The sequence below is a fragment of the Bradyrhizobium sp. USDA 4474 genome (assembly GCF_054057515.1).
The window spans coordinates 237,598-252,747 of the sequence record NZ_JBSRZJ010000002.1 but is presented as its reverse complement, the minus strand read 5'-3'; the positions used below and the strand labels follow the sequence as shown (position 1 = coordinate 252,747).

Genomic DNA, 15,150 nt, shown 5'->3' with positions numbered 1-15,150 from the left:
AATTTTACCTGCCTCGCGCGCGTCGTCCTCATGGTCGGACGGGATGTCACGCGTGCCATGTGTGATTTGTTCAAGCGATGGTGATCTCGAACGGGTCTCATTCGGCGCAACCCAGCTTGGTTGGTGAACTAAAATAGTTTATTCAATCAGGCTAACGCCATCATTAAGCGTAGCCCCGATGATACCCGCATGCCTCTCCGACGATTTTGTCCTCTGCCCGGAGAGGGAGGATATCTCCCGCTGAGTTCACACGGCTGCTCACTGCGGCCCAGGAGGGCGGCGCCACCATCGCCGAATGCCTGATGATCGCGCGGCAGCTGAACCGCGGCGACGAACAGTCCTGGCATCGCGAGTGGAAGAAGCTGGCGCGGGCCAACAGGCATCGTGCCGAAGCGGCGTTTGCCGAAGGCCATATGGTGACCGCGCAGCGCAACTGGCTGCGCGCAATGAACTACTACAGCGCGGCTGCGATGCCGCTCGATCCCGCCGACGAGCGCCGCTGGGTCGCGGTGCTTGCGATGCAGGAATGCGCCCGCCGTTTCCTCACGGCACGCGGGCCAGCCGGCGAGGTCGCGACGATCCCATGGGTCGAAGGCCATTCCCTGCAGGGCTATTTCCTGCCTGCGCCTGCGACGAACGGTCGCGCTCCGACCGTGATCTGCATCGGCGAGCCCGGACATCGCAAGGAGGAATTTCTGGTCAAGCTCGCGCCGCATGCGCGCGATCGCGGATTCGCGATGCTGGCGCTCGATCTGCTCGGCGAGGAGCGCGACGACTATGTCGACGTGTTGCTGCAGCGTCGGGACCTCGAGAGCTCAATCGCCAGCGCGATGGATTACCTGGAGCTGCGAAGCGACGTCGATTTCGATCGCGTTGCGATCGTGGCCGACGGGTGGGGCTCCTCGTTCGTTGCACGCGCCGTGTTGCAGGAGCCGCGGTTTGCAGCGGCCGTGTGTGATGGAGGTCTCTGGGATCTGCACGAGCGATCGTTCTTTGCCAGTCGCTTTGCAATGAGGGACCTCAGCATCGTCCCGGTGCCGCATGCGCCCCTGATGGCTTCGGGCGCCGAATGTCCCGTGCTGATCACGTTGGGCGAGGATGGTTGGCTCGAGCCAGACCGGGCGCGTCAGATCGTGCAGACATCGCGGCTCGGCAGTTCGGACGTCGTACTCAAGGTGTTCACGGCGGCGGAGACCGGCGCGGCGCAGGCCCATGCCGACAACCCGACCCTTGCCAACGAATACATTTTTGACTGGCTCGAATCGCAACTCGGCGCCACCGGCAGGCAGACCTGAGCGCAGCGCCGGCATCGAAAAGGGATTTGCGCCTCAGAAGTCGAGGGAGATCCTGACGCAGGCCTTCTCGAGGCGGGTCTTCAGTGTCGCGAGCTTGGCGGTGAATTCCGTCAGCTCGTTCTCATCGAACTCCTGGAACACGAATTCGCGAATGGTCTTGTACTGCTCGTTGAGGCTCGCGATGTGCTTCTGCGTCTTTTCGAGCAGCGACAGCCGCACCACGCGGGCGTCGGTCGGCGAGGGGCGGCGGCGCAGCAGGCCCTTCTTCTCGAGCAGCTTGGACTGGGTGGTGACGAAGGACGGGTCGACGTGAAGCAGCTTGGAGACCACGTTGACGGGCACGCCGTCGTCCTTGTCGAGGTCGGAAATCGCCATCAGGATCAGCCATTGCGGTCCGCTGATGCCGAGCGTCCTCGCCCAGAACTGGCGCAGCTCCTCCAGATACATGTTGATCGACGATATCTCCCAGGTGAATCGCCTGATGATATCGAGATTGCCTGCGGGGCGGAGGCGCGCCCCTTCTTTCCTCGTCGCTGACACAGCGTCACTCCCGCAAGCTGATTCTTTCTCGCCAGTCTTCGCATTGGGCATAGTCCACGCAAGCCTGCCCCGACGCAAGTGTCAGAGCAGGGTAATTCTGTCACGGAAATTACAAATATGAGCCGATCAGCATTTTGGTCCAGGTCCGGTGTTGCGCCGCAGACACAGGGTTAGTGAAACCACAAAGCTGATCTAATAAACTATTTTGATTAATGGAACGACGCAGGCATATTGATCCCTGACGGTGGGGGTTCTCGATCGTCCCGTTGCAGGTGGTCCGCTCACGTCCCTCGCGTCTCGATCGGGGATGTCCGAAAGCGCGAAGCCTCCGAGCGGATTTGATGAAGAGACGGGGATCTGGGGGGCCTTACGGTCCGATCTCCGTGAAATGAGCAACTTGGAGGTTTTAAATGAAAGTGGCGAAGAGCCTTTTGCTCGGCACTGCGGCGGGTCTGATCGCCGTCGGTGGAGCGCATGCGGCTGATCTTCCGTTGAAGGCCAAGGCCGTCGAATACGTGAAGATCTGCTCGCTGTACGGTGCGGGTTTCTACTACATCCCGGGCACCGACACCTGCATCAAGCTGGGTGGTTACGTCCGCGCCGACGCAATTCTCGGCGGCGCAGGCGACTATGGTTTCAACAACAGCACGAGCAGTGCGAACGGCGGGTCGAACAACCGTCTGACCAACTACTATTACAGCCGCGCTCGTTTTGACCTCAATGTCGACACCCGCACGGCGACCGAATACGGCGTCGTCCGCACCTACGCCGATATGGTCTTCAGCTACGACTCGGCCAACGTCACCGGCAGCAATCCGTCGGCGATCTCGTCCAACTCGGCCTCGCTCGGCCTCTACCATGCGTTCATCCAGTTCGCCGGCTTCACCTTCGGCCGCACGGTCTCGATCTTCGATGCCCCGTGGCAGAGCTATCCGGCTGGCGGTCCCGATAGCATTCCGGGCGGCTCCAACCACGTCAACGGCGTGAACCAGGTTGCGTACACGGCTGAGTTCGGCCAGGGCATCACCGCTTCGCTCGCGTTGCAAGATGAGACCTCGGCGAACAACGGCCAGTCGAACCTCTGGAACGCCAATGGTTTCGCTGCCTCCAGCTCAGTCAATGGCTCCGGTGTCGTCGTGACGAATTCTGCGGCTGCCAACGCTGCTGCCGCCCTCATCCAGGGCAATTACGGCACCAACGATTGGGGTGGAACGCGCTCCCCCGACATCATCGGTGCCGTCCGTGTCGACCAGGCCTGGGGTCTGGCCCAGATCTCGGTCGCTGCGCATGATCTCCATACGGCCTACTACGGCTCGACGGAATCCACCGGTCACCCGGAGGACAAGTGGGGTTGGGCTGTGCAGGGTTCGTTGTCGATCAAGAACATCCCGACCGGTGCGGGCGACAACATCAACCTGCAGGCCGTCTACACGGACGGTGCGACTCGTTACAACTTCCAGAGCCTGTTCCCGCAGAGCTTCTTCATGTTCGGCGGCAGCGGCTCCGCGTATCAGAGCATCGGTTTCGCCGGCCTTGCTGACGGCGTCTTCGGAACGGGTACCGGCATCGATACGGTCAAGACCTGGGGCGTCCGTGGTGGCTATACCCACAACTGGAGTCCGAACTGGACGAGCGCCGTCTATGGCGGCTATGCCCAGCTGAAGTATGGCTCGACGGGCAAGAGCCTGATCTGCGCCAACTTCGCTACGATCGCCGTGGCCGGTTCGACCTGTAACCCTGACTTCAACTTCGGCGTCGTCGGTGTCAACACCGTCTGGACTCCGGTGAAGAACCTGGCGTTCACCGCGGACCTGAGCTGGTCGCGCCTGGACCAGAAGTACTCCGGCGCCATCACTGCTCCGGCGACTGCGACCGCCGCCAAGCCGGGCGCGGTGTATGAGCTGAAGGATCAGAACTCGGTCACCATGATGCTGCGCGCTCAGCGCAACTTCTGATCATCGATCGCGATATCTCCATCAGAGAACCCCGGCGGGCCACCGCCGGGGCTTTTTCTTGGAGAAACCCCGATTCTCAAAGTCGGAAGTCTCCTGCGCGGGCAGCGAAGACGAGCTATGCGATTTGACCGGAACTAATTTATTTACTTACCTGAGTTGATCAGCTATATGGTGCTTAGCCGGTTTCGATAAGTCACGGCTCTTAGCTCACGCTAAGCCTCCAGAAACCTACGGTAGTGCCCTGCCGGAGGTTTTTCGTTGTGAGGAGAGGGCGTGGCTCCCTTCAGCCGCGCATGACACGCGCCCGGGAATTCGGCCGGTAGGCGAGGCGGCTGTGGCCGACGCAATAAGGCTGCCCGTCGTGCGCGGCATTGCCGCAGAAGCAGAAATCCTCCGCACCCGGCGTCGAGATCGGCCATCGGCAGCTGGACTTTCCGAGCTCCATCAGCGAGCAGCGATTGGCTTCGTCGATCGGTCCGGTCACCACAGGCGCGTCCGGCTCGCCGTAGATCGTGGCGAGCATTTCGAATTGCAGCCGCGGCACCGCTTTGGGCGCGCGGTGGGCGTTGCTCCTGTCCCGATTTCCGTCTTGGAGCCTGCGCTCGTCGGCCGTGCGGCCGCGCGTGAGATTGAGCCGGGACAGCTTGCCGATCACGGCGTTGCGGCTGACGCCGATGTCGGCGGCGATCTCGCGGCAGGACAGGCCAGCCTCGAAATGCTGCTTCAGAAGTTCAATTCGTTCAACGGTCCAGGTTGGTGAGAGAACAGGCATTTGTGACGGTCCCAGGTTGCGACATCCGGCCAGAAGTCGCTGAGATCGTCCGCTTCACGTCCGGCGCGCGTTCACGTCCTGCCATTGTCGCGAATCGACAAAAGCCCGTCCTTGATGGCGAGACGGATGCCTTCTTCGATCAAGGTACGTGCGACGCCGGGAACGCTGGTGCCGTGGGTGCCCTGTCTCACCAACTTCTCCAGGTAGGTGATGGTCGAGAGCGCCAGGGTTACGGGAATGCGGTCAGTCTCGGCTTTTTCGGTGGCCATGGCCCGAACGCTAGCCTCTTACTCGGGTACATAAAAGTAACGATTAAGAGTCTATTTAGGTTCGGGGGTGGAAGTCAAATCCGGGTTGTGACGGCGGTTCAGCACATTGGAATCGCTAGGAAAAAAGGACGCAATCGCGCGCTCCGCGCGATAGGCCGCGCGGCGGTGTGGCGTGGGCAGGTCAGGAGGTGCGAGCCGGGCTCAGCCGTGCACGATCGTCTTTTCGATCATGCAATGGATGCCTTTGGAGCCGTTGACGGTCTGGGTCACCCGCAAATCGGCCGCGAGACTGCACAGCGTATAAGCGTCCTCGCGCGACAGGCCCCTGATCTCGCCGAGCAGCACAATCATGTCGCGCAGCGCCCGCACCGCGCATTGGTCGAGGTCGGGGTCCATCGCCATGGTCATGTAATGGGTCGAGGTTTCCGCGCGCGGATAATCGAACCTCAAATCCTTGCGCAGCGTCAGCCGGAAGCGGCCTTGCAGCGCGGTCTCGATCGCGGTGACGCAGACCTCGCCGTCGCCCTGCACGCCGTGGCCGTCGCCGCAGGAGAACATCGCGCCCGGAACGAACACCGGCAGATACAGTTTGCCGCCGGCGCCGAGTTCCTTGTTGTCGAGATTACCGCCCATCGCGCGCGGGATCAGCGAGGAGATGCGGCCCCAGGCGGGCGGCGGGGACACGCCCATCACGCCGAAAAACGGCTTCAGCGGCAGCTCGAGACCCCAGGGCATGCGGCCGACCATCCGCGACCGGTCCAGCGGGATGTTGAGGATGCGCGTCTCGTGGAATTCGTCGGGCAGGGTGCCGGACAATGGCTTGATGAGATTCCAGCCCCAATCCTGCCGCAGCTGGACGTCGAGGATGTCGATTTCCAGCACGTCGCCGGGTTCGGCGCCGTCGACCGCGACGGGACCGGTGAGGATGTGGCCGGGGAGCATGCGCTCGTTTCTGGCGTGAACCTCGAACATTTCAGGCGGGATGTGAAACTTGCTGCGGTCGGGCAGAACGTCGGGACCGCCGCTGACGGTATCGATGGTCACCTCATCACCGCTGGCGACTGTGAGAACGGGCTTGAGCGCGGCTTCGAAGAAGCCCCAATGGCAGGTTTCGGGGCTCGAATGCAGGTGGTGATGGGTCATTTGCCGCGTCCATCCGGTTTCATCAGAACTCGTCATGAGAACCTGACATGCCCGGGCTTGACCCGGCAATCGATCCTCTTCCAAGAAGATTTCTGAAGACAGGCGGGCGGGTCAAGCCTGCGTGTCGTCGGCACGATCATTTCAGCGAGGCTCCCCTGTTTTTCGTTCTGTCCAAGACGCTTGGCGCTGCGGTGCTGCCGATCAATCTTCTGGTCGAGCTCGGGATCATCTCGGTGGTGCTGATGGCAACGCGCTTTGCCGGGCTCGGGCGGAAACTCGCTGCGACGACGCTCGTTCTGCTCGCGCTCGCCGCATTTTCGCCGCTCGGCAATCTCTTGCTCTATCCGCTGGAATCGCGCTTTCCGGCGTGGGATCCGGCGCGCGGTGCGCCCGACGGCATCATCGTGCTGGGCGGCTCCGTCGATACCGAACTGTCGGCGGCGCATCACACGCCGGTGGTCTCACACGGAGCCGATCGCCTGTTCGCGCCGGCCGATCTAGCGCGCCGCTATCCCAATGCACGGATCGTCTTCACCGGAGGCTCTGCGAACCTGGTCTCGACCGACGCCAGGGAAGCCGATTATTCCGTGCCGATCCTGGAAAGCATCGGCATCCCGAAAGAGCGCCTGATCGTGGAACGAGACTCGCGCAACACCTACGAGAACGCGATCTTCACGAAACGTTCGGTGGCACCGAAGCCGGGCGAACACTGGTTGCTGGTGACGTCGGCCTACCACATGCCACGTTCGATCGGCATTTTCCGCAAAGCGGGCTTCGACGTCCAAGCCTATCCCGTCGACTGGCGGATGGGCGGTCGTGACGATCTGTTCTCTTTCACCAATATCGGCGCGGACGGCCTTGGTCGAACCGATGTGGCCGTGCGCGAGTGGATCGGCCTTCTGGCCTACCGCCTGATGGGCAGGACCGGCGAGTTGCTTCCCGGGCCGGCCAAGGACTAGAACAGACCGCAGAAGTGCAACGATCCGCGTCGGGAGGAATCCATGCAGCAGCAAGCCACCGGTACGATCGATCTTGCCGCCCTCGTGGCCGATCTCAACAGCCTGTTGCGGCTGAAGACGACGGTCATAGGCATGAAGCTGTTCGCGCGCGCCGCCGACATGGAGGCGATCCCGAAGATACGGCGGCCGAATGCAATCCACACCACCGACCAGATCGTCAGCATGGCCTCGCGGCTCGGCTGGACAGTCGGCATCACCGGCGACGATCTCGTCGGCGCGCAGTGCCGCGCGGTGATCGGTCTTGCGCCACAGGACGACAAATGGCTCGCCGGCGAAAACTATGTCGGCGTCTGGCACGGCACGGCGGAGGATGCGCGCAAGCGCCAGGAAGCGCTGGATGTGGTTCCGTTCGGGCAATATCAGGCACTCGCCGTCAGTCCGCTCGCCAGTGGCCGGCTCAATCCGCCCGATATCTGCCTCGTCTATGCCACGCCCGGGCAGATGATCATCCTGATCAACGGGCTGCAATATACCGGCTACAAGAAGTTCGAATGGGGCGTGGTCGGCGAGACCGCTTGCGCGGATTCCTGGGGCAGGGCGCTCAAGACCGGCGAGCCCAGCCTGTCCTTGCCATGCTATGCCGAACGGCGCTATGGCGGCGTGCCGGACGAGGAGATGCTGATGGCCTTGAAGCCTCATCATCTCGCCAAGGCGATCGAGGGCATGAAGGCGCTGGCCAAGAACGGCCTGCGCTATCCGATCCCGCCCTATGGAATTCAAAGCGACGTCCGCGCCGGCATGGGCGTGAGTTACGCAAAGAAATAAAGGCCAGTCATGAGCTCCGCGAAGTACGACATCGTTGTCTATGGCGCGACCGGTTTCACCGGTCGGCTCGTCGCCGAATATCTGGCGGCGCATTACAAGGGCGACGTCTCCCTGAAATGGGCGATGGCGGGCCGCAGCCTCGACAAGCTCAAATCCGTGCGCGACGCCATCGGCGCGCCCGCCGATACGCCGCTGATCGTGGCCGATGCGTCGGATGCCGCCTCGCTGAAGGCGATGGCGGAGCGGACGATGTCCGTCATCACGACGGTCGGTCCGTATCAGCTCTACGGCGAGGAACTGTTGGCTGCCTGCGTCGCCACAGGCACGGACTATTTCGATCTCTGCGGCGAGCCGATCTGGATGCGGCAGATGATCGACAAATACGAGGCGGCTGCGAAGGACAGCGGCGCGCGCATCGTGTTCTCCTGCGGCTTTGACTCCGTGCCGTTCGAACTCGGTACGTTTTTCGTGCAGGAAGAGGCCAAACGCGCGTTCGGGGCTCCGGCCGCGCGCGTGAAGGGCCGCGTGCGCGATATGCGCGGCACGCTCTCGGGCGGCACCGCGGCAAGCGCAAAGGCGACCTTCGATGCGGTCGCCAAGGACATCAGCCTCGTCGCAATCCTGAACGATCCGTTCGCGCTGACGCCCGGCTTCACCGGACCGAAGCAGCCGAGGGGTAACAAGCCGCTGCTCGAGGACGACCTGCAATCCTGGGCCGCGCCGTTCATGATGGCGCTGATCAACACCCGCAACGTTCACCGCTCCAACATGCTGATGGGCTTTCCCTACGGCCAGGACTTCGTGTACGACGAGATGGTTCTGACCGGTCCCGGCGAGAAGGGAGAGGCCAACGCCAAGCGCGTGATGGCGGCCAATGCCGAGAAAACCGGCCCGAGCGCGCCGAAGCCGGGCGAGGGGCCGTCGAAGGAAGAGCGTGAGAACGGGCTGTTCAATTTGCTCTATGTCGCAATTGCGCCCGACGGCCGCATGGTCCGTGCGGGCGTCACCGGCGACCGAGATCCCGGCTACGGCTCGACCTCGAAGATGATCTCGGAATGCGCGATCTGCATGCTGCGCGACACAACGGACGTCGCTGCCGGATTCTGGACGCCCGGTGCAGCCATGCAGCACAAATTGATCCAGCGGCTGCGGGACAATGCAGGGCTGACGTTCGAGGTGGAAGCGTAAGTGCTCTTCGCCTCGCCCCGCTTGCGGGGAGAGGCCGACACGCGAAGCGTGGCGGGTGAGGGGGCTCTCCGCGAGTCCAATTCTTATTGTCAGCGCTGAGGCAACCCACCCCAACCCTCTTCCCGTAAGGGGAAGAGGGTGAATAACAAGCTACGCCGCCCGCGCATCATATGCGTACATGAAATCCATGGTCTTCGATCCCAGCGGCAACAGCAACTTGATCATCTGATTGCGGATGAACGCGCCGGCGGCGCTCAACTCGCGCTTGTTGTTGCCGTTGCGGCGGGCGATGGCCACGATCTTTTCCGCGCGCGGGCGCCGCTCCGCCTCAAAGGCCTGGAACGTAGCGCTCAGTTCCTGGCCCTCCTGCATCAGACGGGCGAGCCGCATCGCATCTTCGAGCGCCAGCGAGGCGCCCTGGCCGGCATGCGGGCTGGTTGCATGCGCGGCGTCGCCGATCAGCAGCGAGCGCTTGCGCGACCAGGTCGGCAGGGTCGCGACGTCGAGCGTATCGGTGACCACGATGTTCTCGGCGGCGTCGATGATATCAGGGATCGGATCGTGCCAGCCGCGATGGAAACCACGCAGATGCTGCTTCAAGGTCTGCGCGTCCAATGCGCGGAACATCGCGGCATCCATGCCGTGCGCCGGTTGCGTGCTCCACCACATCGCGCCGTCCTTCGGGTCCGGGCTGCAATATCCGTAGCCGAAGAAGCCGCTCTGGCCGAAAGTGGTCTCGACACGGCGGCCGATCTCCCGGCCGCGGAGGACCGCATGCGGCACGAAGCCGCCAAAGCCGATCAGGCCGGTGTTGAACGGTGTGGGACCATCAGGCACCACCTGACGCCGCGTGATCGAGTGCACGCCGTCGGCACCGATCAGGAAGTCGCCCTCGGCCGTCGTGCCGTCGGCGAAATAGGCGATGACAGGCTGATCGCCGCGATCCGCGATCTTGATCAGGCGCTTGTCGAAATAGAGCGAGACACAGGCACACCAGGCCTTGTCGATCAGCATCTCGTTCAGCGCGGCGCGGGAGATGTTGACGGCGGGCTGACCGAAACGCCGCGCCATGTCGCGGTTCATCGAGCCGAGCAGCCGGCCTTCTTGCGAGTAGAAGTCGAAGGACTCCGCGATGGAGCCGCGGCTGATCAGCTCGTCCGCGAGCCCGATCTCGTCCATCACATGCATGCCGTTCGGCGCGATCTGCAGGCCGCCGCCGATGCCCTTGGAATAAGGCCAGGCTTCGTAGATCGCCGATTCGATGCCGGCACGGCGCAGCAGGATCGCGGCAACGGGTCCGGCGATGCCGGCACCGATGATCAGGGCTTTGCGGGGACGATATGACATAGGCTTGCTCCCGACGTTTCCGTGGTGTTAGGAGAAATTACGGTCGCTAATTCTCTTAGTGGCTAAGATATATATCGACTAAGATATGGGGCCGACCTTGTCAAGGACGAAAGCGCGCGCGGCGTTGTTGGCTGAACTGGAGGAGGCAATGCGCAGGTCCTCTGCGCAGGGCGTGCTCTACGGACAAGCCGTGGCAAACGTGGCCGGGATTGCCAATTCCGATCTCGAATGCATGGACATCCTCTATCTCGAGGGACGCGTGACCGCGGGCCGGCTCGCCGAAGTCACGGGGCTGACGACCGGGGCCATCACCGGTGTCGTCGATCGGCTCGAGAAGGCGGGGCTGGTGCGCCGCGAGCGGGACGAGACTGACCGCCGCAAGGTCTATATCGCCGTCGTGCCGGAGACCGCGATGAAGATCGGCCAACTCTACGTGCCGATGCAGCAGGCGATGGAGAAGATGTTCAATGCCTATTCGGACGAGGAACTGCGGCTGCTGCTGCGCTTCGCCAACGAGGGCTACAAAAGCATCATTGCTGCGACAGCGACGCTGAAGGGGCTGATCGACACAGCGCCCGAGAAGAGGCCAGCGCTGAAACTCAAGCGGACGAAGCGTCCTCGTCAGACCTGATCTTGTAAGCTTGCGCGGCCGCGATCATGCCCCACATCGCGCCCAGCATCATCCAGAAATGGCGCCAGTGGTCAGTGTCGATCACGAAGCTTTCGCCGACGGTGCCGACGAAGGCGGCGAAGATCGCAAGATAAGCGCGCTGCCAGGGCACGCGGACGAAGATGTGGCGGAATCCCGTGATGACGGTGGTGAAGACCAGCGCGGGATAGCATACGCCGGAGAGCCAGCCGCCGGACATGAAGGCGTTCAGATAGGAATTGTGGGTGTCTTCAGGAAAGAAGCGGTGGAATTGCAGCGGGCCGATGCCGAATGGCAGGTCGAGCGCCATCTGCGCGCCCAGGATGTGCCGGCCGAACCGGCCGAAACGGCCTTCGTCATAGCTCTGGTCGAAGCTCGCGCGCTGCTTGAACATCTCGGCGACGGAGTCGAACGACAGCAGCACTGCGATCAGCGCCAGGCCCAGCACCACTGCGACAATGGCCATGATGATGATGCGCGAACGCTGCGCATTGGTGCGGCTGGTCAGCACCATCAGCGCCAGCATGAAGGCCGAAGTCAGGATCAGTCCGCCCCAGGCGGCGCGCGAGAAGGCCAGCAGGATCGCCAGCGACATGATGCCGAAGGCGATGACATTGCGGAAGGCCTTGACGAGCTTGTCCGAAACCACGCTCTGGAGGGCAAACAGCGCCGGCAGGATCAGAAAAGCGCCGAGCACGTTCGGGTCCTTGAACGTGCCGCGTGCACGCTCGTAGAGTGTCAGCAGATCGTGGCCGCCGGGAACGAGGTTGAAATAGCCCGCGATCGCCGACAGCGAGGCGACCATCGCACCGGCCACGAGGCCACGGCGCAGCATGTCGAGCCGCGCCGCCGTGTCCTCGGAGGTGACCATGGCGAAGAACACCACCGTTACTGCCATGTACCAGGAGGTCGCGATCCAGCTTGCGACCTCGGACTGATCGAGCAGCGGGATCGCGCTCATGGTGTAGCCGACATTGAGCAGGACCAGCGCCAGCACCAGCGGCATCAGCACCAGCCGCAGGCGCAGGCCGGTGGCGAAGAAGGCGACGGTGGCGAGCAGCGTCGCCATCTCGTAGGGGCTCGGCTCGATGAAGACGATCGCGCCCGAGGCCCCGACCAGCCACACCAGCGCGCGCTGAAGGGCCAGAACGCCGGGCGCGGCCGGTGCGGCTAGTTTCATTCCACCGGCTGTTGCCGCATACGCCATCACGCGCTCACGCTATTGGTACGCCACAAAACTCGCAGTCATTGCCCCGGCGCCCGAGCCGGCGCGATGCAAACTCAGTACGCGTTCTCGTTCTTGGTCAGCAGCGAGATCGGCGTCTTCAGGAGAATGACGAGGTCGAACAGCACCGACCAGTTCTCGATGTAATAGAGGTCGAACTCGACCCGCTTCTGGATCTTCTCTTCGTTGTCGATTTCGCCGCGCCAGCCGTTGATCTGGGCCCAGCCAGTGATGCCCGGCTTGACGCGGTGGCGCGCGAAATAGCCATCGACGGCCTCGTCGAACAGGCGGCTCTGGAGCTTGCCCTGTACCGCGTGTGGACGCGGGCCGACCAGCGAGAGATTGCCTGAAAACACCACGTTGAAGAGCTGCGGCAGCTCGTCGAGGCTGGTCTTGCGGATGAAGCGGCCGACGCGGGTGACGCGTGGATCGTTCTTGGTCACGACCTTCGAGGCGGTCGGGTCGGCCTGGTGATGATACATCGAGCGGAATTTGTAGACGTCAATACGCTCGTTGTTGAAGCCGAACCGCTTCTGGCGGAACAGTACCGGACCGGGGCTGTCCAGCTTCACCGCCAGCGCCACCAGCGCCATCACGGGGAGGGCTGCGAGCAGCGCGAGACCGCCGACGATACGGTCAAACAGCCATTTCATCACCAGGTCCCAATCGGTGATGGGCGCCTCGAACACGTCGAGCGTGGGCACCTCGCCGAGATAGGAATAGGAGCGGGGGCGGAAGCGCAGCTTGTTGGTGTGTGCGGAGAGACGAATATCGACCGGCAGCACCCAGAGCTTCTTCAGCATCTCCAGGATGCGCGTCTCCGCCGAGATCGGCAGTGCAAACAGCACCAGATCGACGCGGGTGCGGCGGGCGAACTCGACGATGTCGTCGACCTTGCCCAGCTTGCGCGCGCCGGCGCAGGTATCGAGCGCGCGGCTGTCGTTGCGGTCGTCGAATACGCCGAGCACGTGAATGTCGGAATCCTCTTGCGCGTTCAGCGCCTCGACCAGCTGCTCGCCGTTGCTGTCGGAGCCGACGATGATGGTGCGGCGGTCGAGCCGGCCCTGCCGGGCCCAGCTCCGCACCAGGGAGCGGAGGATCAGTCTTTCGGCGACCAGCGCGGCGAGGCCGAGGAAGTAGAACGCAGCGAGCCACAGCCGCGAGATTTCGCTGCCGAACTTGGCGAAGAAGGAGATTCCGATGAACATCAGGAAGACGAACGACCAGGACGAGATCATCCGTGTCATCTGCCGGAGCTGCCCGCGGAACAGCTGTACCTGATAGATGTCCGCAGCCTGGAAGCAGACCACGGCGGCTATCGCAACGGCGGCGATCTCCGTGGGATACACCCAGCTGAAGCCGACGACCGGCACGACGTAACCGATATACAAGGCGATGCCGACGAGGCTCAGCAGTACGAAATCGATCACGCGCGCAAACCCGGCGATCACGATCGGCGAATAGGCGCGGGCGACCTTCTGGTTGACGACATCGAGCGCCGCCGGAGTGAGCCGACGACGGCGTTCGACGAAGGCTGACTCAGCCGGCTCCGCCACGGCACTGGTTGCGGCGTCGAGCATCGAGCGTGCGTTGAGCGGTTCCACGCGTGTCCATGTCCATTCCGAAAACCCGTGGCGCCGCTTTGCGCCTTCGGGCGTGCATCCCCTGGCGCTTCGATTATCGGACAAATCGGAAGATTCTCTAAAACCGGATTAAGGATGGTTAATGATTTGCAAATGCATCCCGGTAGCCCGCGAGCACGCCGTCGACCATGGCCTGCTGGGAGAAATGCGCCGAGATGCGCTCGCGCAAGGCGGATGCGCGTTGCGCGGTAGCCTGAAGATCCCCCAGCGCGGCCGCGATCGCCTCGGCCATGGCTTCGGCGTTGCTGGCGGCGAACAGGGACGGGCTATCGCTACCGAAAATCTCGGGGATGCCGCCGACACGCGCCGCGATCATGGGGATGCCGGCCGCACCCGCCTCGATCACGACGTAAGGCATGGAATCGCCGCGCGAGGGAACCACCAGCAGCCGCCCCTTGGAAAAGCCGTAGCGCGCCTTGACATGGCCGATGAAGCGGATTGCCTCCGTCAGGTGGAGGCGCTCGACTTGCGCCTTCAACGCCGCCGTCTCCTCGCCGTCACCGCCGAGCGTCAACGTGACCTTCTTGCCGCGCTCGTGCAGGAGCGCCACCGCATCAACCAGCAGATCAGCGCCCTTGATGTGCCTGAATTCGCCGACATAGGCGAGGTCGGTGGCGTCGTCGGCCGTGACGACGGGCTCGAACTCCTCCGGCGTCACGCCGTTGAAGACGCAGCGAACCACCCCTTCGGGCGTGCCGACGATGCGCTGGTAGGTGTCACGGGCAAAGGCGCTCTCGAACAGGAACAGGTCCGTCGCGTGAAGCAGCGTGCGTTCGAGGCGCGCGTAAAACTCGCCCTTCAGGGTGTTGAGCGGGTAGTGCAGCGAGCCGCCATGTGGCGTGTAGATGCGGATGGTGTCGTTCGCGCGGCGTCGCATCCGCACGAAGGCGCCGGCCTTGGCGCCGTGGCCGTGCATGACGTCGGGCTTGAGCGTGGCGATCAGACGCTGCATGCGCAGCCATACCAGGAAATCCTCCGGCGAGGGTTCGCGGCGGATCGCAAGCCGGTGCACGCCGAGCTTCAGCCGCGGCGCAAGCTCGGCCAGCGCCTTGTCCGCACGTTCGCCTCCGGTGAGACTGTCGGCGAGGATCCCGACATGGTGGCCGCGAGCGACCTGACCGTTGGCGAGGTCGAGGATGTGCCGAAAAATGCCGCCAACCGGCGCGCGCACGGCATGCAGGATTCGGAGCGACCGGTCGGGAGAAGGGGGCATGATCACAACCAGCGCTCGACGGCGACTGCCGAACAATTTCTCGAAATATCGAAATGGATTAAGGGGGCTCGTGGTTAACAAAGGGTGACGAGCGCGTATGCGCTGTCCGCGAGACGGCGTGATTAAC

General features: G+C 63.2%; 13 protein-coding genes and 1 pseudogene. 6 read left to right on the top strand and 8 right to left on the bottom strand.

All coding sequences use genetic code 11. The features are described from left to right. Positions 1–178: 178 nt before the first annotated feature. Positions 179–1,295: pseudogene (locus ACVW16_RS02845) on the top strand (alpha/beta hydrolase family protein). Positions 1,296–1,328: 33 nt separating this feature from the next. Here the strand turns inward: ACVW16_RS02845 and ACVW16_RS02840 are convergent. Beyond that, the gene (locus tag ACVW16_RS02840; RefSeq protein WP_456703877.1) at positions 1,329–1,835 is read right to left on the bottom strand and encodes a MarR family winged helix-turn-helix transcriptional regulator; all 507 of its coding nucleotides are present in this window, start codon (positions 1,833–1,835) and stop codon (positions 1,329–1,331) included. A 410-nt stretch (positions 1,836–2,245) separates the two neighbouring features. On the opposite strand from ACVW16_RS02840, the gene ACVW16_RS02835 reads away from it, so the two are divergent. Next, positions 2,246–3,790 carry a porin gene (locus ACVW16_RS02835; protein ID WP_456735329.1) on the top strand — a complete coding sequence of 515 codons (1,545 nt, stop codon included), beginning with the start codon at positions 2,246–2,248 and terminating at the stop codon, positions 3,788–3,790. A 283-nt stretch (positions 3,791–4,073) separates the two neighbouring features. Here the strand turns inward: ACVW16_RS02835 and ACVW16_RS02830 are convergent, their stop codons facing one another. From ACVW16_RS02830 to ACVW16_RS02820, 3 genes are all read right to left on the bottom strand, one after another. Continuing rightward, positions 4,074–4,562, bottom strand: a complete 489-nt coding sequence (locus ACVW16_RS02830) for a GcrA family cell cycle regulator (protein ID WP_456735328.1) — start codon at positions 4,560–4,562, stop codon at positions 4,074–4,076. 71 nt (positions 4,563–4,633) lie between these two features. Further along, the gene (locus tag ACVW16_RS02825) at positions 4,634–4,831 is read right to left on the bottom strand and encodes a hypothetical protein (RefSeq protein WP_007603456.1); all 198 of its coding nucleotides are present in this window, start codon (positions 4,829–4,831) and stop codon (positions 4,634–4,636) included. 201 nt (positions 4,832–5,032) lie between these two features. Further along, on the bottom strand, positions 5,033–5,974 hold the full coding sequence (locus tag ACVW16_RS02820) for an acetamidase/formamidase family protein (RefSeq protein ID WP_456703874.1): 942 nt from the start codon (positions 5,972–5,974) through the stop codon (positions 5,033–5,035). Between the two features lie 191 nt (positions 5,975–6,165). Here ACVW16_RS02820 and ACVW16_RS02815 point away from each other — a divergent pair, with 191 nt between their 5' ends. Genes ACVW16_RS02815 through ACVW16_RS02805 form a run of 3 tightly spaced genes read left to right on the top strand, consistent with a single transcriptional unit; the run spans position 6,166 to position 8,946 of the window. Continuing rightward, positions 6,166–6,933 (top strand): YdcF family protein, encoded by a 768-nt coding sequence (locus ACVW16_RS02815; RefSeq protein ID WP_456705304.1) that lies wholly within the window; start codon positions 6,166–6,168, stop codon positions 6,931–6,933. Between the two features lie 42 nt (positions 6,934–6,975). Continuing rightward, positions 6,976–7,758, top strand: coding sequence for a DUF169 domain-containing protein (locus ACVW16_RS02810; protein WP_456703873.1), 783 nt, complete (start codon positions 6,976–6,978; stop codon positions 7,756–7,758). Positions 7,759–7,767: 9 nt separating this feature from the next. Beyond that, positions 7,768–8,946, top strand: coding sequence for a saccharopine dehydrogenase family protein (locus tag ACVW16_RS02805; protein ID WP_456703872.1), 1,179 nt, complete (start codon positions 7,768–7,770; stop codon positions 8,944–8,946). A gap of 150 nt (positions 8,947–9,096) precedes the next feature. Here the strand turns inward: ACVW16_RS02805 and ACVW16_RS02800 are convergent, their stop codons facing one another. Beyond that, complete coding sequence (locus ACVW16_RS02800; RefSeq protein WP_456735327.1) at positions 9,097–10,293, bottom strand: FAD-dependent monooxygenase; 1,197 nt, start codon at positions 10,291–10,293, stop codon at positions 9,097–9,099. A gap of 148 nt (positions 10,294–10,441) precedes the next feature. On the opposite strand from ACVW16_RS02800, the gene ACVW16_RS02795 reads away from it, so the two are divergent. Further along, the gene (locus ACVW16_RS02795) at positions 10,442–10,924 is read left to right on the top strand and encodes a MarR family transcriptional regulator (RefSeq protein ID WP_456703870.1); all 483 of its coding nucleotides are present in this window, start codon (positions 10,442–10,444) and stop codon (positions 10,922–10,924) included. Here the strand turns inward: ACVW16_RS02795 and ACVW16_RS02790 are convergent. The 3 genes from ACVW16_RS02790 to ACVW16_RS02780 form a co-directional block, all read right to left on the bottom strand. Beyond that, a complete protein-coding gene (locus tag ACVW16_RS02790; protein ID WP_456735326.1) occupies positions 10,893–12,149 on the bottom strand; it encodes an O-antigen ligase family protein in 1,257 nt (418 codons plus the stop codon). The genes ACVW16_RS02795 and ACVW16_RS02790 overlap by 32 nt on opposite strands. A 74-nt stretch (positions 12,150–12,223) precedes the next feature. Next, positions 12,224–13,771, bottom strand: a complete 1,548-nt coding sequence (locus ACVW16_RS02785) for an undecaprenyl-phosphate glucose phosphotransferase (protein WP_456703868.1) — start codon at positions 13,769–13,771, stop codon at positions 12,224–12,226. A gap of 118 nt (positions 13,772–13,889) precedes the next feature. Beyond that, positions 13,890–15,023, bottom strand: coding sequence for a glycosyltransferase family 4 protein (locus ACVW16_RS02780; RefSeq protein WP_456735325.1), 1,134 nt, complete (start codon positions 15,021–15,023; stop codon positions 13,890–13,892). Positions 15,024–15,150 lie beyond the last annotated feature (127 nt).

Excerpts from the sequence above, each read along its gene's own strand:
- ACVW16_RS02835 (WP_456735329.1), top strand. The coding sequence starts at position 2,246 with ATGAAAGTGGCGAAGAGCCTTTTGCTCGGCACTGCGGCGGGTCTGATC.
- ACVW16_RS02830 (WP_456735328.1), bottom strand. The coding sequence starts at position 4,562 with ATGCCTGTTCTCTCACCAACCTGGACCGTTGAACGAATTGAACTTCTG.
- ACVW16_RS02825 (WP_007603456.1), bottom strand. The coding sequence starts at position 4,831 with ATGGCCACCGAAAAAGCCGAGACTGACCGCATTCCCGTAACCCTGGCG.
- ACVW16_RS02820 (WP_456703874.1), bottom strand. The coding sequence starts at position 5,974 with ATGACCCATCACCACCTGCATTCGAGCCCCGAAACCTGCCATTGGGGC.
- ACVW16_RS02810 (WP_456703873.1), top strand. The coding sequence starts at position 6,976 with ATGCAGCAGCAAGCCACCGGTACGATCGATCTTGCCGCCCTCGTGGCC.
- ACVW16_RS02805 (WP_456703872.1), top strand. The coding sequence starts at position 7,768 with ATGAGCTCCGCGAAGTACGACATCGTTGTCTATGGCGCGACCGGTTTC.
- ACVW16_RS02800 (WP_456735327.1), bottom strand. The coding sequence starts at position 10,293 with ATGTCATATCGTCCCCGCAAAGCCCTGATCATCGGTGCCGGCATCGCC.
- ACVW16_RS02795 (WP_456703870.1), top strand. The coding sequence starts at position 10,442 with ATGCGCAGGTCCTCTGCGCAGGGCGTGCTCTACGGACAAGCCGTGGCA.
- ACVW16_RS02790 (WP_456735326.1), bottom strand. The coding sequence starts at position 12,149 with ATGGCGTATGCGGCAACAGCCGGTGGAATGAAACTAGCCGCACCGGCC.
- ACVW16_RS02780 (WP_456735325.1), bottom strand. The coding sequence starts at position 15,023 with ATGCCCCCTTCTCCCGACCGGTCGCTCCGAATCCTGCATGCCGTGCGC.